The organism is Aliirhizobium cellulosilyticum, assembly GCF_014198105.1.
In the GTDB taxonomy this organism is placed as follows: domain Bacteria; phylum Pseudomonadota; class Alphaproteobacteria; order Rhizobiales; family Rhizobiaceae; genus Neorhizobium; species Neorhizobium cellulosilyticum.
Window position 1 is genome coordinate 1 of sequence record NZ_JACIGW010000018.1, and the last position, 21,151, is coordinate 21,151.

Here is a 21,151-nt window from a genome sequence, read left to right on the forward strand (position 1 = left end):
CGCAGCCGTCAAAGACGTCTTGCCGTGGTCAACGTGACCGATCGTGCCGATGTTGACGTGAGGCTTATTGCGCTCAAACTTGCTCTTTGCCATTGCAGGCTCTCCATCTTGTACAAGCCCTTGAGGGCTAAATTCTTGTTGTCGCCCCGGTTCGAGACCGGGGCGTATTCAGTGTGGGTATTCCGATTACTTCTGACCGGAATACTTCGCCTGGATTTCGGTTGCGACGTTCGACGGAACCGGTGCGTAGTGATCGAAGGTCATCGAGTACTGCGCGCGGCCCTGGGACATGGAGCGCAGGTTGTCGACGTACTTGAACATGTTCGCCAGCGGAACGTGAGCGTTGATAACGATCGCGATGCCGCGCTGTTCCTGGCCCTGGATCTGGCCACGACGCGAGTTCAGATCGCCGATAACGTCACCGACGTAATCTTCCGGCGTTACAACTTCGACCTTCATCATCGGCTCGAGCAGCTGAGCGCCGGCCTTCTTGGCTGCTTCACGGAAGCAGGCACGCGATGCGATTTCGAAGGCGAGGACCGAGGAGTCGACGTCGTGGAAGGCACCATCGATGAGGGTAGCCTTGACGCCGAGCATCGGGAAGCCAGCCAGCGGACCGGAAGAGAGAACGCTTTCGATACCCTTCTGAACGCCCGGGATGTATTCCTTCGGAACAGCACCACCGACGATCTTGGATTCGAACTTGAACTCTTCGCCTTCCGGATTCGGTTCGAAGATGATCTTGACGCGCGCGAACTGACCGGTACCACCGGACTGCTTCTTGTGCGTGTAGTCTTCTTCGTGCTGACGCGTGATGGTTTCGCGGTAGGCAACCTGCGGAGCACCGACGTTGGCTTCAACCTTGAACTCGCGACGCATACGGTCGACGAGAATGTCGAGGTGAAGTTCGCCCATGCCGGCGATGATCGTCTGGCCGGATTCCTGGTCGGTCTTAACGCGGAACGACGGGTCTTCAGCAGCCAGGCGGTTGAGCGCGAGGCCCATCTTTTCCTGGTCGCCCTTGGACTTCGGCTCGATCGCGATCTGGATGACCGGTTCCGGGAATTCCATGCGCTCGAGGATAACCGGCTTCAGCGGATCGCAGAGCGTATCGCCAGTAGTGGTTTCCTTAAGGCCGGCCAGAGCAACGATGTCGCCTGCAAAGGCTTCTTCGATGTCTTCACGGGAGTTCGAGTGCATCTGCAGCATACGGCCGACGCGCTCGCGCTTGTCCTTGACCGTGTTGATGACCGACGAACCCTTTTCGAGCTTGCCGGAATAGATGCGTGCGAAGGTCAGCGAACCGACGAAGGGGTCGTTCATGATCTTGAACGCGAGCATCGAGAGAGGCTCGGCATCGTCAGCATGACGTTCGATTTCTTCTTCGGTCTTGAAGTCGATGCCCTTGATGGCCGGAATATCGACCGGCGACGGCAGATAATCGACGACTGCGTCGAGAAGCGGCTGAACGCCCTTGTTCTTGAACGCGGTACCGCAGAACATCGGGTGGAACTTGACGTCGATCGTGCCGCGGCGAACCAGGGCGCGAATCTTGTCGTTGTCCGGCAGATCGCCGTTCAGGTATGCTTCCATCGCTTCTTCGTCGATCTCGACAACGGTCTCGATCAGCTTTTCGCGATATTCGGCAGCCTTTTCCTTCAGGTCTTCCGGGATCTCGACAACGTCCCAGGCAGCGCCCAGGGACTCATCGCGCCATACGAGCGCGTTCATCTCGATCAGGTCGACAACGCCCTTGAATTCGGTTTCTGCACCGATCGGGAGCTGCATGACAACTGCGGTGGCGCCAAGACGCGTCTTGATCATTTCAACCGAGCGGTAGAAGTCCGCGCCGGTCTTGTCCATCTTGTTGCAGAAGATCATGCGCGGAACGTTGTACTTCTCAGCCTGACGCCAGACGGTTTCCGTCTGCGGCTCTACGCCGGCGTTGGCATCGAGAAGGGCAACAGCACCGTCGAGAACGCGCAGCGAACGTTCGACTTCGATGGTGAAGTCGACGTGGCCGGGGGTGTCGATGATGTTGAAGCGGCGCATCTTGCCGTCACGGCCCTTCCAGAAGGTCGTGGTGGCAGCGGACGTGATCGTGATGCCACGCTCCTGCTCCTGCTCCATCCAGTCCATGGTGGCAGCGCCGTCATGGACTTCGCCGATCTTGTGCGACTTACCGGTGTAGTAAAGGATACGCTCGGTGGTCGTGGTCTTGCCGGCGTCGATATGCGCCATGATACCGAAGTTGCGGTAGTCTTCGATTTTATATTCGCGAGCCATAATGACTGCCTTTCGAAATTCGATCGGTTAAGATTACCAGCGATAGTGCGAGAATGCGCGGTTCGCGTCTGCCATCTTATGCGTGTCTTCACGCTTCTTGACGGCCGAGCCACGGTTGTTTGCGGCATCCATGAGTTCGCCCGACAGACGATCGATCATGGTAGTTTCGTTGCGCTTGCGGGCTGCAGTGATCAGCCAGCGAATTGCGAGGGCCTGGCGGCGTTCCGGACGCACGTCAACCGGAACCTGGTAAGTAGCACCACCAACACGACGCGAGCGAACTTCAACATGCGGCGCGACATTGTCGAGCGCCGAATGGAAGATTGCAAGCGGGTCAGACTTGGCCTTGCCCTGCACAGCGTCAAATGCGCCGTAAACAATGCTTTCAGCTACGGACTTCTTGCCGTGGAGCATGATGGCATTCATGAACTTGGTGACGATCAGATCGCCGAACTTCGGGTCCGGGTTGATCTCACGCTTTTCTGCACGATGGCGTCTGGACATACTAATCTCGTCTCTAAACGTTACGGGCGCTTTATCACGCGGAGAACCTCGCGCAGCGCCGGATTGATAAAGTCAAAGTCCGAAGGATTACTTCGGACGCTTTGCACCGTACTTCGAACGACGCTGCTTACGGTTCTTGACACCCTGGGTATCGAGAACGCCGCGGATGATGTGGTAACGAACGCCCGGCAAGTCCTTTACGCGGCCGCCACGGATCATGACGACAGAGTGTTCCTGCAGGTTGTGACCTTCACCCGGAATGTAGCCGATGACTTCGAAGCCATTGGTGAGGCGAATCTTGGCGACCTTACGCAGAGCCGAGTTCGGCTTCTTCGGGGTCGTGGTGTAGACGCGCGTGCAAACGCCGCGCTTCTGCGGGTTTTCCTGCAGAGCAGGAACCTTATTGCGCTTTACGTTGGCCTGACGCGGCTTACGGATCAGCTGGTTTACGGTAGGCATATACCCATCCCTTGCAAAATCTTCTTCAAAGCCCCTTTCGGGACCATCGAGATGCCGTTTCCGGCGGCAACACGCACTTTCCTCATACACAAACGTGGCCCGATCCCGTTTTCGGATGGACCACGGAAGACAGAGGACGCATTATTCATGCGTCGTGCGTGCAGCATTCATATAGTCTACGTGCGTTTTAGGAGCCTGTTTGAGACGAGTTCCGGAATAGATTAATCCCGGACGCACGAGTCTCACATGGCTTCCGATGCCGGGCGTTTACTGTCTTAACCCTTCTGCGTCAAGGGTCGGCCCCAAAATAATGGTTCAGGCGCCGGTTTTGCGGGGTTTTCATCAGCGCGGCAGCAGTCGGCATATCGATATTGGAACCGAGTCGCGATTGTGTTTGGGAATCGCAGTCGAGACGTCTATTGAAACCGGGAACTTTTCAGACGGGACGATCTTCCCTTATGAAGGCCCATTCAGGAGAATATCATGATTTCACCCGCAGACAACGACAATACCGACGACCCGATGATCTTCATCATCATTGGCAAAGCCTATGAGACGAAGGGGGGCGAAGGTATCGAACTCCACATCATGCTGCGTGCGCCCGATGACGATACCGCTGTGAGAGACGCGTTGAATGCCCTTTCTGAGGAAGGTTTTCTGGAAGCAGATCTCGATCAGATCGGCGTGCTCCAGGACGAACCGCCGGAAGAACCACATGCTTCGGCCTATCAAGGCGCCCTGGAGGGCGAAGTCGCGATCATCCGTTTCGACTAAGGGCACTATCACCCCACAGCAGATGTCCGACCTCCTGGGATAAAGGCCGCTCCTGTTTCGGCACGGCCTTTGCCCCATGCGGGAAAGTTTCTCGTCTCCCCAGCCTACTTGACCGGTATTATCTGACTGGCCGGCTTAGGCGTTGTTGCCGTTTCTGCAGGTAGAACCGGGTAGGTCACATCTGGCGCCCTACCCGTCAGGCTTTCCAGAAACGCGACGATCAGATCGACGTCGTTGCCTTCCAGCTTTTCACCTAACTGCGCCGTACCCATGATTGCCACAGCCTGCTTTAGACCCCAGACCTTGCCGGAATGGAAATAAGGCGCGGTAAGCGCAATGTTACGAAGTGGCGCGGCGCGGAAGACGTAACTGTCGTCAGCCGTATTTGTCACCGCAAAGCGACCTTTGTCATTTTCAGGAAGAACATCGGCGCCTGGCTTCTCGATCAGACCAAACGGATAATAGCCCTCCCCGCCCACATTGATGCCCGCATGGCAGGATGCGCAGCCCTTGTCCATGAAAAGCTGCAGGCCCTGCCTTGCCTCTGCGGTCAATGCATCATCATCACCATTGAGGAATGAATCGAACGGTGCCGGTGTTATCAGCGTAGCCTCGAAGGCTTCGATCGCCATGGCGAAATTATCGAATGTCACCGGATCCGCATCGCCGGGGAATGCCGCCTTGAACCACTCTACATATCGCGGCATGGATTTCAGGGTTGCGACCACCTGGCCGGGCGTATTGGCCATTTCGACACCCGCCTGAACCGGGCCTTTTGCCTGAGCCTTGAGATCTTCCGCCCGTCCGTCCCAGAACTGGGCGATATTAAAGACCGCGTTGAAGACCGTAGGAGAGTTACGCGGTCCCTTCTGCCAACCGTGACCGATCGAAGTTTCGAGATTGTCGTCGCCGCCGGTCGCCAGATTATGGCAGGAATTGCAGGAAAAGACGCCGGATGCAGACATGCGCGGGTCAAAGAAGAGCGCCTTGCCGAGCGCGATCTTTTCCGCCGTGATCTTGTTGCCCTTCACCGCCGGAACAGTCGAAGGCAATGGCTTGAACAGTTCCTGCGCCTGTTGCCTCAGTTCCGCAGGATTGAGATCGGCAGCATAAGCGGTCGTTGCCAGAAGCAGACAGGCAGCGACGGACGTCATTAGCTTTTTCATTCGAGCCTCCATCATCATCGAATGCGAGAAGCTTAGAACGGCTCCAAATTGATGCCTTGTCTTCGATCAACACTTTAGAATTAGTCAAAATAAAAACGCCCGGATTGCTCCGGGCGTTTTTGAATGCGTCGCGAAAACGGGAGGAAATCCCCCTCGCCTGCCTTATTCGGCAGGCGTTTTCTCCGGGTTCAGGTTCTGCAGCATCGGCGTTGCCGAGTCTGCACCAGTGCCCTTCTTACGCTCGTCTAGGATCAAGTCGTCGCGCGTGGTTGCGATACGACGGATCTGGGTCATGGTACCACCTGTACCAGCCGGGATCAGGCGGCCGACGATGACGTTTTCCTTCAGGCCCTGCAGCGTGTCGATCTTGCCGGCGATTGCAGCTTCTGTGAGAACCTTGGTGGTTTCCTGGAAGGATGCAGCCGAGATGAAGGACGGCGTCTGCAGCGATGCCTTGGTGATGCCGAGCAGAACCGGCTCGCCATAGGCAGGCTTCTTGCCTTCTTCGATCAGCGCGTCGTTGGCATCTTCAAGCTCGATGCGGTCGACATTATCACCGACGATGTACTGGCTGTCGCCGGCATCGGTGATTTCGACCTTCTGAAGCATCTGACGGACGATGACTTCGATGTGCTTGTCGTTGATGACAACGCCCTGCAGACGGTAGACTTCCTGGATTTCGTTCACGAGGTAGGAAGCGAGTGCTTCCACGCCCTTGATCGCCAGAATGTCGTGCGGCGCAGGATTGCCGTCGAGGATGTAGTCACCCTTTTCGATGTAGTCGCCATCCTGAAGATGGAAGGGCTTGCCCTTCGGGATCAGGTATTCGACCGGTTCGACACCATCTTCGGCCGGCTCGATCATGACGCGACGCTTGTTCTTGTAGTCGCGGCCGAGGCGGATCGTACCATCGATTTCAGCGATGATAGCGTGGTCCTTCGGACGACGTGCTTCGAACAGTTCTGCGACGCGCGGCAGACCACCGGTGATGTCCTTGGTCTTGGCGCTTTCCATCGGGATACGTGCAAGCACGTCGCCCTGGGCGATCTTCTGGCCCGGTTCGACGGAGAGGATTGCTTCAACCGACAGGTTGAAACGGGCCTCACCACCACGCGACAGCTTCATGATCGCACCGGAAGCGTCCTTGATGACGATTGCCGGCTTGAGATCCGCACCGCGCGGCGTCGAACGCCAGTCGATAACCTGACGCTTGGTGATGCCGGTAGATTCGTCGGTCGATTCCAGAACCGAGATGCCGTCGACGACATCCTCGAACTGAACCGTACCGGCGACTTCCGTCATCATCGGGCGTGTATACGGATCCCACTCTGCCAGACGCTGACCGCGACGAACCTTGTCGCCGTCATCAACATGGATCTTAGAACCGTAAGCGACGCGCTGCGAGGAACGCTCGACACCACGTTCGTCGAGAATGGTGATGGCCATGTTACGGCCCATGGCGACGAGAACGTTTTCCGAGTTCCGCAGCATGTTGCGGTTCTTGATCAGGATCGTACCTTCATACGATGCTTCCAGGAACGACTGGTCGACCACGTTTGCCGTACCACCAAGGTGGAACGTACGCATGGTCAGCTGCGTGCCCGGCTCGCCGATAGACTGAGCAGCGATAACGCCGACTGCTTCGCCCATGTTGACCGGCGTACCGCGAGCAAGGTCACGGCCGTAGCAGACCGAGCAGACGCCCGTCTGAACTTCGCAGGTCAGTGCGGAGCGAATGCGGATCGACTGGATGCCAGCCTTCTCGATTTCGATGACATCCGGCTCGAGGATCATCCTGCCGGCGTCGACGATACGATCGCCCGTGACCGGGTGATCGATGTTGTCGAGAGCCGTACGTCCGAGAACGCGAGCGCCGATCGAAGCAACAACCTGACCAGCATCGACGATGGCAGTCATGGTGAGGCCGTTTTCAGTGCCGCAATCCACGAGGTTGACGATGCAGTCCTGGGCAACGTCGACGAGACGACGGGTCAGGTAACCGGAGTTTGCCGTCTTCAAGGCGGTGTCTGCCAGACCCTTACGGGCACCGTGGGTCGAGTTGAAGTACTCGTTAACGGTCAGGCCTTCCTTAAAGTTCGAGATGATCGGGGTCTCGATGATTTCACCCGACGGCTTCGCCATCAGGCCGCGCATGCCGCCCAGCTGGCGCATCTGGTTCGGAGAACCACGGGCACCCGAGTGGGACATCATGTAGATCGCGTTCATCGGCTTCTGGCGACCGGTCTCGGCGTCGAATTCGACAGCCTTAATGCGGGCCATCATGTCTTCGGCGACCTTTTCGGTTGCCTTGCCCCAGGCGTCGACGACCTTGTTGTACTTTTCGCCCTGAGTGATCAGGCCGTCATTGTACTGCTGCTCGTATTCCTTAACGAGAGCCTCGGTATCACCGACGATCTTCTCCTTGGAATCCGGGATGATCATGTCGTCCTTGCCGAACGAAATGCCGGCGCGGCAAGCATGAGTAAAGCCGAGCTGCATGATCCGGTCGCAGAATATGACCGTGTCCTTCTGACCGCAATGACGGTAGACCGTGTCGATCATCTTGGAGATGTTCTTCTTGGTCATTTCCTGGTTGCAGGTCTCGAACGGCACGTTGACGTTCTTCGGCAGAAGCTCGCCAATGATCAGACGGCCAGGCGTCGTGTCATAGATCTTGGAAACCAACTTGCCGTCGGCATCCATGGTCTTGAAACGACCCTTGATCTTCGAATGCAGCGTGACGACCTTGTTTTCCAGCGCATGGTGCAGTTCGCCCATGTCGGAAAAGGCCATGCCTTCGCCCGGCTCGCGCTCGTTCATGATCGACAGGTAATACAGGCCGAGAACCATGTCCTGCGACGGAACGATGATCGGTGCACCGTTTGCCGGATGCAGGATATTGTTCGTCGACATCATCAGGACGCGGGCTTCGAGCTGAGCTTCGAGCGACAGCGGCACGTGAACGGCCATCTGGTCACCGTCGAAGTCGGCGTTGAAGGCCGTGCAGACGAGCGGATGCAGCTGGATGGCCTTGCCTTCGACCAGGGTCGGTTCGAAGGCCTGGATGCCCAGGCGGTGCAGCGTCGGTGCGCGGTTCAAGAGAACCGGATGCTCGCGGATAACCTCGTCGAGGATATCCCAGACTTCCGGCTTTTCCTTTTCGACCAGCTTCTTGGCCTGCTTGACGGTGGACGAGAAGCCCTTGGCGTCAAGACGGGCGTAGATGAACGGCTTGAACAGTTCGAGCGCCATCTTCTTCGGCAGGCCGCACTGGTGCAGCTTCAGTTCCGGACCAGTCACGATGACCGAACGACCGGAATAGTCGACGCGCTTGCCGAGAAGGTTCTGACGGAAGCGGCCCTGCTTGCCCTTGAGCATGTCGGACAGCGACTTCAGCGGACGCTTGTTGGCGCCGGTGATGACGCGGCCACGGCGGCCGTTGTCGAACAGCGCGTCTACAGATTCCTGCAGCATGCGCTTTTCGTTACGGATGATGATGCCCGGAGCGCGCAGTTCGATCAGGCGCTTCAGACGGTTGTTACGGTTGATGACGCGGCGGTACAGATCGTTGAGGTCGGACGTCGCGAAACGGCCGCCATCAAGCGGAACCAGCGGACGCAGGTCCGGCGGGATGACCGGAACGACCTTCATGATCATCCATTCCGGGCGGTTGCCGGATTCGATGAAGTTCTCGACGATCTTCAGGCGCTTCATGAACTTCTTCTGCTTCAGTTCAGAAGTCGTTTCAGCAAGTTCCGCACGCAGGTCGCCGGCGATCTTTTCGAGGTTCATCGAAGCGAGCATCTCGTAGATGGCTTCCGCACCGATCATCGCCGTGAACTGGTCTTCACCATATTCGTCGATGGCGAGCATGTACTCTTCTTCGGAGAGAAGCTGGTTCTCCTTGAGAGCGGTCAGGCCCGGCTCGGTGACGATGTAGTTCTCGAAATAGAGAACGCGCTCGACATCCTTCAGCGTCATGTCGAGCAGGGTCGAGATGCGCGAAGGAAGCGACTTCAGGAACCAGATATGGGCGACCGGAGCGGCGAGCTCGATATGGCCCATGCGCTCACGGCGAACGCGCGACAGCGTAACTTCGACGCCGCACTTTTCGCAGATGATGCCCTTGTACTTCATGCGCTTGTACTTGCCGCACAGGCATTCGTAGTCCTTGATGGGACCGAAGATACGCGCGCAGAAAAGACCGTCACGTTCCGGCTTGAACGTACGGTAGTTGATGGTCTCCGGCTTTTTGATTTCGCCATAGGACCAGGAGAGAATCTTCTCGGGCGACGCGATCGAAATACGGATCGAGTCAAAGTGCTGCGCAGGCATCTGCGGATTGAAAAGGTTCATGACCTCTTGGTTCATGCCTATCTCCTTTGGGGCAAAGAGCCCTCGGCTTGCGACGGTACCATCCTGTTTCCCGCGATGGATGGTCTGTCACGTCAGTACGGTGCTAGCCGCAAAATGCGGCAAAACTTTCCCCGACACCCGGCGGGAACCGGTGCAGGGAGCGGCGCGCGCAGACAGCGCGCGCCTCCTTGACGATTATTCGGCTGCGTCCGGCAGCTGACCTTCGGCTGGCAACTCGACCTTCGAGTTTTCCAGCTCGACCGACAGACCGAGCGAGCGCATTTCCTTGACGAGAACGTTGAAGCTCTCCGGAATGCCCGCCTCGAACGTGTCGTCGCCACGGACGATCGCCTCGTAGACCTTGGTACGGCCGGCCACGTCGTCCGACTTCACGGTCAGCATTTCCTGCAGGGTGTAGGCTGCGCCATAGGCTTCCAGAGCCCAGACTTCCATTTCCCCGAAGCGCTGGCCGCCGAACTGCGCCTTACCACCGAGCGGCTGCTGGGTGACGAGCGAGTACGGGCCGATCGAACGCGCGTGGATCTTGTCGTCCACGAGGTGGTTCAGCTTGATCATGTACATGTAGCCGACGGTGACCTTACGGTCGAAGGGCTCGCCGGTACGACCATCGTACAGAACCGACTGACCGCTTTCGTGCAGGCCTGCCTTCTTCAGCATCGCAGCAACGTCCGGCTCATGCGCACCGTCGAAGACCGGTGTTGCTATGGAGACGCCCTTGCGGGACTGTTCGGCAAGCTTGACGAGCGCGTCGTCGTCGAAGTGTGCCACTTCGTCCTTCGCCTCACTGGAGTACACGTCCGTCAGGACAGTCTTCAGGTTGCTGATGTCCATGGTCTTGCGATACTCGTCGAGCATCTCGCCGATCTTCTTACCCATGCCGGCGCAAGCCCAGGCAAGGTGGGTTTCGAGGATCTGACCGACGTTCATACGCGACGGAACACCGAGCGGGTTCAAGCAGATGTCGACGTGCGTTCCGTCTTCGAGGAACGGCATGTCTTCGACAGGCACGATACGCGAGACAACGCCCTTGTTACCGTGACGGCCGGCCATCTTGTCGCCCGGCTGGATCTTGCGCTTCACAGCGACGAAGACCTTGACCATCTTCATGACGCCCGGAGGCATTTCGTCGCCGCGCTGGACCTTTTCAACCTTGTCCATGAAGCGATGCTCGAGCAGCGACTTGGACTCATCGTACTGGCCGCGCAGAGCTTCGATCTCGCCCTGAACCTTCTCGTCTTCGACTGCGAACATCCACCACTGCGAGCGGGGGTATTCGGAGACGACGGCGTTGGAAAGTTCGACGCCCTTCTTGAAGCCCTTCGGACCGGCAACCGACATCTGTCCACGCAGCATGTCGACCAGACGGCTGTAGACGTTACGGTCGAGGATCGCCTGTTCGTCGTCGCGGTCCTTGGCGAGGCGTTCGATTTCCTCACGCTCGATCGCCATCGCACGTTCGTCCTTCTCGACGCCGTGACGATTGAAGACGCGAACTTCGACGATCGTGCCGAACGTGCCCGGAGGCATGCGCATGGACGTGTCGCGGACGTCGGAAGCCTTTTCACCGAAGATGGCGCGCAGAAGCTTTTCTTCCGGCGTCATCGGGCTTTCGCCCTTCGGCGTGATCTTGCCGACGAGGATGTCGCCAGGAGCAACTTCCGCACCGATGTAGACGATACCGGCTTCGTCGAGATTCTTCAGCGCTTCTTCCGAAACGTTCGGAATGTCACGCGTGATTTCTTCCGGACCAAGCTTCGTGTCGCGGGCAGCAACTTCGAATTCTTCGATGTGGATGGAGGTGAACACGTCGTCAGCGACGATGCGTTCCGACATCAGGATCGAGTCTTCGTAGTTGTAGCCGTTCCAAGGCATGAACGCGACGAGCGCGTTGCGGCCGAGTGCCAAGTCACCGAGATCCGTGGACGGACCGTCAGCGATGATGTCACCGCGGTTCAGAACGTCGCCGACGGCGACCAGCGGACGCTGGTTGACGCAGGTGTTCTGGTTGGAGCGCTGGAACTTCTGCAGGCGGTAAATGTCAACACCGGACTTGCCGGCATCGAGATCTTCCGTAGCGCGGATAACGATACGCGTCGCATCGACCTGGTCGACCACGCCGCCACGACGGGCAGCGATCGCCGCACCGGAGTCACGGGCAACGACCGGTTCCATGCCGGTGCCGACGAACGGAGCTTCGGCGCGAACCAGCGGAACGGCCTGACGCTGCATGTTCGAGCCCATGAGGGCGCGGTTGGCGTCGTCGTTTTCGAGGAATGGGATCAGAGCGGCAGCAACCGAAACCAGCTGCTTCGGCGAAACGTCCATCAGGTTGATGGTGTCGCGCGGAGACAGCATGACTTCGCCGGCATGACGGCAAACCACGAACTCTTCAACGAAAGCGCCTTCAGCCGTCAGCTCGGAATTGGCCTGAGCCACGTAATACTTGGCCTCTTCCATGGCGGAGAGGTAGATCACGTCCTTGGTGACGACGCCGTCAACGATCTTGCGGTACGGCGATTCAATGAAGCCGTACTTGTTGACGCGGGCGAAGGTTGCCAGCGAGTTGATCAGACCGATGTTCGGGCCTTCCGGCGTTTCGATCGGGCAAATACGGCCGTAGTGGGTCGGATGAACGTCGCGGACTTCGAAGCCTGCGCGCTCACGGGTCAGACCACCCGGTCCAAGAGCCGAAAGACGGCGCTTGTGGGTGATTTCCGAAAGCGGGTTCACCTGGTCCATGAACTGCGACAGCTGCGAGGAGCCGAAGAATTCGCGAACGGCAGCAGCAGCCGGCTTGGCGTTGATCAGGTCCTGCGGCATGACGGTGTCGATCTCGATCGACGACATGCGTTCCTTGATCGCGCGCTCCATACGGAGCAGGCCGAGACGGTACTGGTTTTCCATCAGCTCGCCGACCGAACGAACACGGCGGTTGCCGAGGTTGTCGATGTCGTCGATTTCGCCCTTGCCGTCACGCAACTCGACCAGCATCTTGACCACGGCCAGGATGTCGTCCCTGCGCAAAACGCGAACGGTATCTTCGACCTGCAGGTCGAGACGCATGTTCATCTTGACGCGACCAACGGCCGAGAGGTCGTAGCGCTCTGCGTCGAAGAACAGCGAGTTGAACATGGCTTCCGCGGATTCCATGGTCGGCGGCTCACCCGGACGCATGACGCGGTAGATGTCGAACAGAGCGTCCTGACGGTTCTCGTTCTTGTCAGCCGCAAGCGTGTTGCGGATGTAGGCGCCGATATTGATGTGATCGATGCCGAGAACCGGGATCTCGTCGAAGCCAGCTTCGAGGATGATCGGCAGAGTCTTCTCGTCGATTTCGTCGCCGGCTTCGAGATAGATCTCACCGGTCGAGTAGTTGACGATGTCTTCAGCGAGGTAGTTGCCGTAAAGGTCTTCGTCGGTGGCCTTCAAGGCCTTGAGGCCCTTTTCGGTCAGCTGACGGAGCAGACGCGGGGTCAGCTTCTTGCCGGCTTCAACGACGACTTCGCCAGTATCGGCGTCGACCATTTCCGACAGAGCCTTGGCGCCCTTGAGCGTCTCGGCCTGGAACGGAATGCGCCAGCCGTCGCCGGAACGCTCATAGTTCGACTTCGTGTAGAAGGTCGACAGGATTTCTTCGCCGTCCATGCCGAGTGCCATCAGCAGCGAAGATACCGGGATCTTGCGGCGACGGTCGATACGGGCAAAAACGATGTCCTTGGCGTCGAATTCGATATCGAGCCAGGAACCGCGATACGGGATGACGCGAGCCGCGAAGAGCAGCTTGCCGGAAGAATGGCTCTTGCCCTTGTCGTGGTCGAAGAAGACGCCCGGCGAACGGTGCATCTGGGACACGATAACGCGTTCGGTGCCGTTGACGATGAACGTACCGTTATCCGTCATGAGCGGCATGTCGCCCATGTAGACAGACTGTTCCTTGATGTCCTTGATGGACTTCGCGCCCGTATCCTCGTCAATATCGAATACGATGAGGCGCAGCGTCACCTTCAGGGGAGCTGCGTAGGTCAGGTCGCGCTGACGGCATTCCTCGACGTCGAACTTCGGCGGGTCGAATTCGTAGGAAACGAACTCGAGCATCGAAGCGCCGGAGAAATCCGTGATCGGGAAGACGGACTTGAAGACCGCATTCAGGCCTTCGTCCGGACGGCCGCCCTTGGGCTCTTCTACCATCAGGAATTGGTCATAGGATGCCTTCTGAACCTCGATGAGGTTCGGCATTTCCGTGACTTCGGGGATCTTACCAAAAAACTTGCGTACGCGCCTGCGACCATTAAACGAAAGGGTCTGCTGAGCCATCGTCGCTCCTTCAAAATTGCATCCGGGCCTGCAACGGACGGCTATCGGAGGCCAACCGATATACCATCGAACATGGTTTCTCAATCTCGTCCCGCTTGCCGAAACCCTAAGCCGGATTGCCTAGCACTTCGGTGGGGACCATCCTCTTGAGAACCCATTACCCAGGACCCGTTTTCATACGGATCCTGGGTAATAAGTTCGAAAAGAAACGGACGGGAGAGAGATAGGCTCTCCCCCGCCACATTCCAGTATTACTTGACGTCGACCTTAGCGCCGGCTTCTTCAAGCTTCTTCTTGAGGTCAGCGGCTTCAGCCTTGGAAACAGCTTCCTTGACAGCCTTCGGAGCGCCTTCGACCAGGTCCTTGGCTTCCTTGAGGCCGAGACCGGTGATGGCGCGGACTTCCTTGATGACGTTGATCTTGTTGGCGCCAGCGTCAACCAGGATAACGTCGAACTCGGTCTTTTCTTCTTCAGCAGCAGCCGGTGCGCCAGCGCCGCCAGCAGCAGCAACTGCTACCGGAGCAGCAGCGGAAACGCCCCACTTTTCTTCGAGAAGCTTGGAAAGCTCAGCAGCTTCCAGGACGGTCAGGGCCGAGAGGTCTTCAACGATCTTTGCGAGATCAGCCATTTTGTAGTTCCTTCTGTTCGGTTCGAACTGGTTTTAAATAAACAGCGAAGTTCCGCCTTACGCGGCTTCGTCCTTCTTGGCATAGGCTGCAAACACGCGAGCAAGCTGACTTGCCGGTGCCTGTACGACGCCTGCGATGCGGGTTGCCGGGGTCTGAATCATACCCACCAGCTTTGCACGCAGTTCGTCCAGCGAAGGCAGGGTCGCAAGCGACTTGACTGCATCCGCATTCAGCGAGGTCGCGCCCATGGCACCACCGAGAACAACGATCTTGTCGTTGGTCTTGGCGAAATCCATGACGACCTTCGGAGCCGTAATCGGATCATCGCTGTAAGCGATGAGCGTCTGACCCTTGAACAGGTCAGACATCGATTCGGATTCCGTGCCCTGAAGAGCGATCTTGGCCAGACGGTTCTTCGCGACTTTGACGGTGCCGCCAGCAGCGCGCATCTTCGAACGAAAATCGTTCATCTGTGCGACTGTGACACCAGCATAGTGGGCCACGACAACCGAACCAGAAGCCTTGAAGACTTCGTTCAGCTCCGTGACAAATTCGCGCTTTTCCGCTCTTTCCACTGTCTGTCTCCAGTTGGTAGGACCGCAATCCTGCAAGTCCCACCGGGTTGCCTTTGCCTCAGACGATCTCCGGAGAGACCGTAAGCGGCGGTTGAGGATCCTGTCCCCCCGCACTGAAACCAAAGGCTTCAGGCACAAGGCACACTAGGCTCGAACCGAATATTGAAGCGCTATACGCACTTCCAAATTCTGGGTTCTTACCCGTCTCATGCAGGTCATTCGATTAAGGCATCATCAACAAGGATTTCAGCCACCCGCAATCTCGGACAGGAATTCCGGATTTCTCCGGAAATCCCCTCCCCCTCAGGATTGGCCCTTCAGGGTTGGGAATTCATGCGACCGAAGCCCAGAGAAAACTCTGAGCTTCGGAAATTCAGTCATTAAGCAGCAGTAACCGACGACGGGTCGATCTTGACGCCTGGACCCATGGTCGAGGAGATCGCTACGCGCTTGACGTAGTTACCCTTGGCGCCAGCCGGCTTTGCCTTGATGACGGCGTCAGCGAAGGCCTTGATGTTTTCTTCGAGCGCCTTGGCGTCGAAGGAAGCCTTGCCGATGCCAGCGTGAACGATACCGGCCTTTTCGACGCGGAATTCAACAGCGCCACCCTTGGAAGCCTTGACGGCACCCGTGACGTCCATCGTAACCGTACCAACCTTCGGGTTCGGCATCATGCCACGCGGGCCGAGAACCTTACCGAGGCGACCGACGAGCGGCATCATGTCCGGGGTTGCAATGCAACGATCGAAGTCGATCTTGCCGCCCTGGACGATTTCCAGCAGGTCTTCTGCGCCGACGATGTCTGCGCCTGCAGCCTTGGCTTCATCAGCCTTGGCGCCACGTGCGAAGACGGCAACGCGAACGTCGCGGCCAGTGCCGTTCGGCAGGTTGACAACGCCACGAACCATCTGGTCGGCATGACGCGGGTCAACGCCGAGGTTCATTGCGATTTCAACGGTCTCGTCGAACTTGGCGGTTGCGCGTTCCTTGACCATCGAAATGGCGTCGGAAAGGGCTACGAGCTTGGTCGGATCAACGCCTTCGCGGATCTTCTGAATACGCTTTGCAAGCTTTGCCATATTAAGCCACCACTTCCAGACCCATGGCGCGGGCAGAACCCTCGATCATGGCCATTGCGCCTTCGATATCGGCAGCGTTGAGATCCTTCATCTTGGCTTCGGCGATCGACTTGATCTGAGCCTTGGTGAGAGTACCGGCCTTGCCGCCCTTACCAGGCGTCTTGGAACCGGAGGTGATCTTCGCTTCCTTCTTCAGCCAGTAAGAAACCGGCGGCTGCTTCATGACGAAGGTGAAGGACTTGTCCTGGTAATAGGTGATGACGACCGGGATCGGCATACCTTTTTCCATTTCCTGCGTGGCGGCATTGAACGCCTTGCAGAATTCCATGATGTTGATGCCACGCTGACCAAGCGCCGGGCCGATCGGCGGGGACGGGTTTGCCGATCCTGCCTTGACCTGAAGCTTGAGCTGGCCTGCTACTTTCTTAGCCATATCTCTCTGCCTTTCACTAACGGGGCGGTTTCCCGACCCAACTTGCCGGATTTCTCCGGCGGCTGCGGTTGCGTGGTTCGGATCATTGGAGCCCGGCTAAGACTTCTCACCTTCCACGCGGTTCGCGGCTTTCACCGCGCGAGGCCCGACATGCGGGCCCCAACTTGAAATCAGACCTTCTCGACCTGAGCGTATTCCAGCTCGACCGGGGTTGCGCGACCGAAGATCGATACTTCGACCTTGAGGCGCGCACGCTCCTCGTCGACATCCTGAACGACACCGTTGAACGATGCGAAAGGACCATCCGAAACGCGAACCTGCTCGCCAATCTCGAACGAGATCGAGGACTTCGGACGCTCTACGCCTTCCTGGACCTGACCGAGGATACGCTCGGCTTCGAAATCCGGGATCGGAACCGGCTTATTGTCGGAACCGAGGAAGCCCGTAACCTTGGGCGTATTCTTGATCAGGTGATAGGCCTCATCCGTCAGGTTTGCACGAACGAGCACGTAACCCGGGAAGAACTTGCGCTCGCTGTCGACCTTGCGGCCGCGACGCACTTCCGTCACCTTTTCAGTCGGAACGAGAATCCTTTCGAACAGATGCTCAAGCCCCTTCTGGCGAGCCTTGTTCTCGATGTCGTCTGCGACCTTCTTCTCGAAGTTCGAATATGCGTGGACGATATACCAGCGTGCCGCCATCTTCACTCTCCAGTTTTAAACGCTGACGTTCAGGATCAGGCGCAAAAGCCAGCCCATCAACTGATCCGCCGCGAAGAAAAACAGGGCAGCAAAGACAACCATAACCAGAACCATAGCCGTGGAGATCGCAGTCTCGCGGCGGGACGGCCAAGTGATTTTCAGGCCTTCGGAACGAACTTGCTTAAAGAACGTGACCGGATTGGTTTTGGATGCCATCGATTTTCCACGCAATTACGGCACGTAAAGCCGAACTCGCTCAGCCCCACGCACCGCGTGTCTGTTTTTCCCTACATAAACACCGCCTCCCCTTTGCACAAGAGGAAAAACAATGTTCGATTAAATTTCGCCGATCCACTCGGCACAGCTCCGGCGGATCAATCACCCAGCCTAACGAGCTTTATTGAGTGGCAGGGGCAGCCGGGCTTGAACCGACGACCTGCGGTTTTGGAGACCGCCGCTCTACCAACTGAGCTATACCCCTTCGCCCTATCCGACTTCAAAAATCACATTCGATTCCGCGTCGTCTTTAAGCTAGGCGCTCCCTTTACGGTGCGTTGCCCCACTTGGCAAGTATGTTTTTTCGTTTCCGACATGTTCAATATGCATCGCCGCGCCGATCGCCGGCATCTACAGCACGAACCGTCGCGAAAGCGGGCTCGGCGCCGCCGAGAATATCGCTGCCGGCAATATCCATCGCCCCCGGCAAAACAGCAGTCACCCCCTTGCGCTCATTGGTAAGCGGCAGGCGCTTCCACGCCAAACGAGGCGGCTGCGCGACATAGGCATCCGGCTCATTCACGAGTTGCCCTATCACTCGATCGACGATTGTCGAAATACCGAGCTTGCGACCTTCGGAATGATAGAAATTACCCTTTATCTGGATCGCACCGGCCAGCGCCTTGATGAAGCAAGCCAGAAGGCTTCGGTCGATTCGCTCGGGATGCCGCCAGAATACATCCAGTCCACCCTGATGCGTCAGTCCGGGTATATCGAAGACAGCAGCACCCAGGACGATGGTAGGGACGTCTGCCCGCAGACTGTGAAGACCTGTCGTGGAATTGACCACGATGGAACCGTGGCACTCGCGCAGGATTTCCGCAAGATTGCCTTTCTCGATAAAGGCGACACGATTTTCGATCCGATATTTGGCGGCAAGTTCAGCAACGACCTTGCGCCAGTTCTCAAGATCATTATCGAGCGGATGCTGCTTGATGATCAGCCGGCCGTTTTCGGGCGCGTGGCGCGCAAACGACTGCATGACCTGATCCAGCATCTGCGAAATATGCCTATAGGGCGAATTCGCCCTGATCTGGTAATCGCTCTGGAGCTGGAGCGCGAGCAGATAGTTGCGCTTCAGCTTGTCGTCGAAATACCCCTCCGGCAAATCGTGCCTCTCGCGGAACATGCGCGGCAGCCAGGATAGGTAGTCGAACAACGGGTCGTAATATTTGTCGGAGCGATAAAAGGGAAACATCATCCGGCCGAAATAGGCGACCAGATTATAGATTACCTCGTTGGTCGCCTCCTGCCCGAATGTATGCGGATAGCGGTTCTTCAAATCCGGATCGGCCACCTTCGCGGCGATCTGGCGAATACGGTCCGGATCGTTCGGAAAATGAGAGAAACGCCCCATGCCGTCACGCTCAAGCGTGATCCAGTCAGGTCGGAGATAACCGAATTCCACGGCGTGACAGCGCACACCAAGGCGCCGCGCGACACGCGCGGCAAGCCGGTGATATGGCAACCGATCCGCATAATAAAGAATGTCGGTGATGCCTTCCCGCTTCAGAAGCGCTGCAAGATAGCGCGGCCATGCCTTCAAAGTTCCGCGGTAGTTGATCGCTCCGCGCTTGAACCAGTAGACCTGATCACCGAAGGAGAAGTTCACTCTCCTCGTCTCCACGCCCCTGGCTTCGAACCCTTGGGAGAGCTCGCGCCAGAAAACCGACGGAGGACCTTGCAGAAAAAGAACTTTGGTCATACGCGATCAATGCCTTCTAAACTTCGAGGTACCGAGAAATCGGCCACACAAAGCAGTGAGATTCAGCTATTCGTCGTTAGGTTGCTGGAATTCTCACCAAACCCATACCGCCGTCAATGCAAATACGGTTTCAGCCCGTTAATTTCGCGTAAGCACTGTGACATGAAGAACCGCACCTTTCTTTTCCTTCAAGGCCCCGCCTCGCCGTTTTTCCGACTTGTCGCGGACAGGCTGGAAGCTAAGGGCGCGCGCGTTTTGCGCATCAATTTCTGCCTAGGCGATATGGTTTTCTGGTGGCCGAAAAGAGGCGCCTTCTTTCGCGGAGAAAAGAGCGAGTGGCCCGATTATCTTGAGGCATTCACACATCACCACTCAGTGACAGACATCGTCATGCTCGGTGACGGCCGTGATTATCACGCGGCTGCCGCTGAAATCGGCCAGGCTCTGGGCGTCAGGATACATATTGTCGAGCATGGCTATCTGCGGCCGGACTGGTTGACGGTCGAGCCGGACGGCATGTCGGCTCATTCGCGTTTTCCGCAGGAACCGGAGGCGATCAGGGTTCTAGCCGACGGCGTGCCGCCCGTGGCGCGCGGCGGCCTGTTCCGATCAAGCTTCCTGACCTACGCGCTTTACGATCTCGCCTATCATGTTCCCAATGTGCTGGTCGGCCCCCTCCTCCACCGCCACTACAGAACCCATGGCGCGGCCCACCCCGTCATCGAATATAGCGGCTGGATCTGGAAGGGACTATTCGCCGGTAAAAGACGAAGACAGGCTGAACAGGCTATCGCAGCATCTACCCGGCTGGCGACTGGTGCGGACGCCCGTTTCTTTCTGTTTCCGCTGCAATTGCCCGGTGACTACCAGATAATCAAGCACTCACCGGGCAGTGACTTATCTGCAATCGTCGAGGCCGTGATTGCGTCTTTCGCCAGATATGCTCCCGAAGAAACCCGGCTCCTGTTCAAGGTCCACCCGATCGATAACGGTCTTTCACGCTGGCCCCAACGGATTGGCGACGCTGCCTCGCGACTGAATGTAGGTGACCGGGTCTTCGTGGCCGATGGGGGGAATACCGACAGCCTGATCGAGCGATCGGCGGGCGTCGTCACCGTCAACTCCACAGTGGGGCTCACGGCACTCGCTTTTAACCGTCCGGTTATCGCGCTCGGCGCTGCGATCTACGATGTCGACGGTCTCACATCTCAAGCAGCCCTGGCCGATTTCTGGAGGCGACCACCCCTGCCCGATCCGGATCTGTTCGACGCCTTCATGCGCGCGCTATCCGCCACCACGCAGGTTCGCGGCGGCTTTATCGGGCGCGATGCGCTCAACACGGGAGCGGACAATGTCGCTTCGCGGCTGCTTGAGCCCGACGAGAGGCTGCCGGAGAGCCTGCGCAAACAGAGAGACCGGGGCGTTTTCCGTTACGAGCGAGAGCTTTTTCCGGAGCAGCCCCGCTAGCTTTTCAATACCTTTTATCCGCGCCCGGCGTGCACATATCGCGTTTCGGGATGAACGCTTTTCAACGTCTACAATACCGAACGAAAAAAAGGCCTCGCTGTTTCCAGCGAGGCCTTTCTCAATTCAGGTGATTATCGATTACTCGATGATCGAGGCGACGATGCCTGCGCCGACGGTACGGCCGCCTTCGCGGATAGCGAAGCGCAGCTTTTCTTCCATCGCGATCGGAACGATCAGTTCAACAGCAACCGTGACGTTGTCGCCAGGCATAACCATTTCCGTGCCTTCCGGCAGAGAAACGATACCGGTCACGTCCGTCGTGCGGAAGTAGAACTGCGGACGGTAGTTGGTGAAGAACGGCGTATGACGGCCGCCTTCTTCCTTCGTCAGGATGTAGGCTTCAGC

The 21,151-nt window shown here is 57.7% G+C and carries 17 protein-coding genes and 1 tRNA gene; 2 read left to right on the top strand and 16 right to left on the bottom strand.

What is annotated here, in order from left to right; genetic code table 11:
* The 4 genes from GGE33_RS26945 to rpsL all read right to left on the bottom strand — a co-directional run.
* A partial coding sequence (locus GGE33_RS26945; protein ID WP_018010120.1) for a GTP-binding protein occupies window positions 1–93 on the bottom strand: 93 nt, incomplete at its 3' end.
* A gap of 93 nt (window positions 94–186) precedes the next feature.
* On the bottom strand, window positions 187–2,286 hold the full coding sequence (gene fusA / locus GGE33_RS26950; protein ID WP_148148072.1) for an elongation factor G: 2,100 nt from the start codon (window positions 2,284–2,286) through the stop codon (window positions 187–189).
* 33 nt (window positions 2,287–2,319) lie between these two features.
* Window positions 2,320–2,790, bottom strand: coding sequence for a 30S ribosomal protein S7 (rpsG, locus tag GGE33_RS26955; RefSeq protein WP_148148073.1), 471 nt, complete (start codon window positions 2,788–2,790; stop codon window positions 2,320–2,322).
* A gap of 87 nt (window positions 2,791–2,877) precedes the next feature.
* The gene (gene rpsL, locus GGE33_RS26960) at window positions 2,878–3,249 is read right to left on the bottom strand and encodes a 30S ribosomal protein S12 (protein ID WP_003547537.1); all 372 of its coding nucleotides are present in this window, start codon (window positions 3,247–3,249) and stop codon (window positions 2,878–2,880) included.
* A 483-nt stretch (window positions 3,250–3,732) separates the two neighbouring features.
* Between rpsL and GGE33_RS26965 the strand changes: the two genes are divergently transcribed.
* Window positions 3,733–4,023: a transcriptional regulator gene (locus tag GGE33_RS26965; protein WP_148148074.1), complete on the top strand. Its 291-nt coding sequence runs from the start codon at window positions 3,733–3,735 to the stop codon at window positions 4,021–4,023.
* Window positions 4,024–4,127: 104 nt separating this feature from the next.
* Here the strand turns inward: GGE33_RS26965 and GGE33_RS26970 are convergent, their stop codons facing one another.
* From GGE33_RS26970 to GGE33_RS27020, 11 genes are all read right to left on the bottom strand, one after another.
* Entirely contained in the window at window positions 4,128–5,189 is a 1,062-nt protein-coding gene (locus tag GGE33_RS26970) for a cytochrome-c peroxidase (RefSeq protein ID WP_183830487.1), read from the bottom strand.
* A gap of 162 nt (window positions 5,190–5,351) precedes the next feature.
* Window positions 5,352–9,560, bottom strand: coding sequence for a DNA-directed RNA polymerase subunit beta' (gene rpoC, locus GGE33_RS26975; protein WP_183830490.1), 4,209 nt, complete (start codon window positions 9,558–9,560; stop codon window positions 5,352–5,354).
* A gap of 180 nt (window positions 9,561–9,740) precedes the next feature.
* Window positions 9,741–13,880 (bottom strand): DNA-directed RNA polymerase subunit beta, encoded by a 4,140-nt coding sequence (gene rpoB / locus GGE33_RS26980; protein WP_183830494.1) that lies wholly within the window; start codon window positions 13,878–13,880, stop codon window positions 9,741–9,743.
* 251 nt (window positions 13,881–14,131) lie between these two features.
* Window positions 14,132–14,509, bottom strand: a complete 378-nt coding sequence (gene rplL / locus GGE33_RS26985; protein ID WP_148148078.1) for a 50S ribosomal protein L7/L12 — start codon at window positions 14,507–14,509, stop codon at window positions 14,132–14,134.
* A 57-nt stretch (window positions 14,510–14,566) separates the two neighbouring features.
* Entirely contained in the window at window positions 14,567–15,085 is a 519-nt protein-coding gene (gene rplJ, locus GGE33_RS26990; protein WP_148148079.1) for a 50S ribosomal protein L10, read from the bottom strand.
* A gap of 380 nt (window positions 15,086–15,465) precedes the next feature.
* A complete protein-coding gene (gene rplA, locus GGE33_RS26995; RefSeq protein ID WP_148148080.1) occupies window positions 15,466–16,164 on the bottom strand; it encodes a 50S ribosomal protein L1 in 699 nt (232 codons plus the stop codon).
* Window position 16,165: 1 nt separating this feature from the next.
* Window positions 16,166–16,597 (bottom strand): 50S ribosomal protein L11, encoded by a 432-nt coding sequence (rplK, locus tag GGE33_RS27000; RefSeq protein ID WP_112459116.1) that lies wholly within the window; start codon window positions 16,595–16,597, stop codon window positions 16,166–16,168.
* A gap of 170 nt (window positions 16,598–16,767) precedes the next feature.
* On the bottom strand, window positions 16,768–17,298 hold the full coding sequence (nusG, locus tag GGE33_RS27005; RefSeq protein ID WP_148148081.1) for a transcription termination/antitermination protein NusG: 531 nt from the start codon (window positions 17,296–17,298) through the stop codon (window positions 16,768–16,770).
* Between the two features lie 15 nt (window positions 17,299–17,313).
* A complete protein-coding gene (secE, locus tag GGE33_RS27010; RefSeq protein ID WP_112459118.1) occupies window positions 17,314–17,514 on the bottom strand; it encodes a preprotein translocase subunit SecE in 201 nt (66 codons plus the stop codon).
* A gap of 189 nt (window positions 17,515–17,703) precedes the next feature.
* Window positions 17,704–17,779: transfer RNA gene (locus tag GGE33_RS27015), tRNA-Trp, on the bottom strand.
* Window positions 17,780–17,893: 114 nt separating this feature from the next.
* Window positions 17,894–19,186, bottom strand: a complete 1,293-nt coding sequence (locus tag GGE33_RS27020; RefSeq protein ID WP_343062704.1) for a capsule biosynthesis protein — start codon at window positions 19,184–19,186, stop codon at window positions 17,894–17,896.
* A 255-nt stretch (window positions 19,187–19,441) separates the two neighbouring features.
* Here GGE33_RS27020 and GGE33_RS27025 point away from each other — a divergent pair, with 255 nt between their 5' ends.
* Window positions 19,442–20,746, top strand: coding sequence for a capsule biosynthesis protein (locus GGE33_RS27025; protein ID WP_183830501.1), 1,305 nt, complete (start codon window positions 19,442–19,444; stop codon window positions 20,744–20,746).
* A 138-nt stretch (window positions 20,747–20,884) separates the two neighbouring features.
* On the opposite strand, the gene GGE33_RS27030 is transcribed toward GGE33_RS27025, so the two are convergent.
* The coding region (locus GGE33_RS27030; RefSeq protein ID WP_455423531.1) for an EF-Tu C-terminal domain-related protein at window positions 20,885–21,151 on the bottom strand (267 nt) is incomplete at its 5' end.

Excerpts from the sequence above, each read along its gene's own strand:
- fusA (WP_148148072.1), bottom strand. The coding sequence starts at position 2,286 with ATGGCTCGCGAATATAAAATCGAAGACTACCGCAACTTCGGTATCATG.
- rpsG (WP_148148073.1), bottom strand. The coding sequence starts at position 2,790 with ATGTCCAGACGCCATCGTGCAGAAAAGCGTGAGATCAACCCGGACCCG.
- rpsL (WP_003547537.1), bottom strand. The coding sequence starts at position 3,249 with ATGCCTACCGTAAACCAGCTGATCCGTAAGCCGCGTCAGGCCAACGTA.
- GGE33_RS26965 (WP_148148074.1), top strand. The coding sequence starts at position 3,733 with ATGATTTCACCCGCAGACAACGACAATACCGACGACCCGATGATCTTC.
- GGE33_RS26970 (WP_183830487.1), bottom strand. The coding sequence starts at position 5,189 with ATGAAAAAGCTAATGACGTCCGTCGCTGCCTGTCTGCTTCTGGCAACG.
- rpoC (WP_183830490.1), bottom strand. The coding sequence starts at position 9,560 with ATGAACCAAGAGGTCATGAACCTTTTCAATCCGCAGATGCCTGCGCAG.
- rpoB (WP_183830494.1), bottom strand. The coding sequence starts at position 13,880 with ATGGCTCAGCAGACCCTTTCGTTTAATGGTCGCAGGCGCGTACGCAAG.
- rplL (WP_148148078.1), bottom strand. The coding sequence starts at position 14,509 with ATGGCTGATCTCGCAAAGATCGTTGAAGACCTCTCGGCCCTGACCGTC.
- rplA (WP_148148080.1), bottom strand. The coding sequence starts at position 16,164 with ATGGCAAAGCTTGCAAAGCGTATTCAGAAGATCCGCGAAGGCGTTGAT.
- rplK (WP_112459116.1), bottom strand. The coding sequence starts at position 16,597 with ATGGCTAAGAAAGTAGCAGGCCAGCTCAAGCTTCAGGTCAAGGCAGGA.
- nusG (WP_148148081.1), bottom strand. The coding sequence starts at position 17,298 with ATGGCGGCACGCTGGTATATCGTCCACGCATATTCGAACTTCGAGAAG.
- secE (WP_112459118.1), bottom strand. The coding sequence starts at position 17,514 with ATGGCATCCAAAACCAATCCGGTCACGTTCTTTAAGCAAGTTCGTTCC.
- GGE33_RS27025 (WP_183830501.1), top strand. The coding sequence starts at position 19,442 with ATGAAGAACCGCACCTTTCTTTTCCTTCAAGGCCCCGCCTCGCCGTTT.